1 protein-coding gene is annotated in these 983 nt (G+C 42.5%); it reads left to right on the top strand.

Features of this window, described 5'->3' with window-relative positions; translation table 11 throughout:
- A partial coding sequence (locus tag A3757_RS22505; protein WP_068740340.1) for a DUF445 domain-containing protein occupies positions 1–873 on the top strand: 873 nt, incomplete at its 5' end.
- Between the last annotated feature and the right edge of the window lie 110 nt (positions 874–983).

Raw genomic sequence — 983 nt, forward strand, 5'->3', positions numbered from 1 at the left:
CTACCAAGACCCGTTAAAGAGCTGGTTTATGAGAGGGTAAAGAGTCAACTGCCGAGAATTATGCAGAATCTTGTCGAGGATATCGGGCCAAAGATAGAGTCATTGTTTGATCTTAAGCTGATGGTTATCGAGAAGCTGGAAGATGATAAAACGCTGCTGAATAAAATCTTTCTCGAATGCGGGGCTCAGGAGTTTCGCTTTATTATAAAAAGCGGCCTCTGGTTTGGCTTTTTGTTTGGGCTTCCCCAGTTAATACTTTGGTACTTCTTACCCTACCCGTGGATCTTGCCAGTATGCGGATTTTTGGTGGGGTGGGCGACTAACTGGGTGGCGTTGAATATGATTTTCCGGCCTGTTAAGCCCTTTAAGTTTTTAGGCCTGACAATACACGGTTTATTTTTAAAGCGGCAAGACTCTGTATCAGAGTCTTTTTGTAAAATCATTACTGAAGAAATCCTGACAGTTGATCAAATCGCCCAAGCCATGCTGAAAGGGCCGGAAGCAAAGCGTACAAGGGCTATTATTCAAAGACATTTTGAAAACATGGTAGATGATACGGTTGGTTTGATTAAGCCTTTTACTCAAGCCGCTATGGGGCCGAAAGGCTTTGCTGAACTCAAAGAAGATGCCGGATTGAAGGCAGTAGATTTGTCAAAAACTACGCTGCGTGACCCTTTGTTTAACCAGGAGAGGGCCAAGGTTGTACAGGATATCATGGCGCAACGAATGAAGGAGCTCCCTTCTGAAGAATTTCAGGATCTACTAAGGCCTTGTTTTCAGGAAGATGAGATAAAACTGATCATTATCGGTGGTATTCTTGGTGCCATGGCTGGCTTGGCTCAGCTTGCTTATATATTTGGTCAGAGTCTTTAAGTGACTATTTCCTCTGTTTCGGTAAAATAGCCGTCAAGTATTACCTAATCCAAGTTTTTTATAGTTTACGCAGTTAATGAATTATTCTTCGCTACAGTCTCTTTTTTACC

The organism is Oleiphilus sp. HI0117 (genome assembly GCF_001635235.1).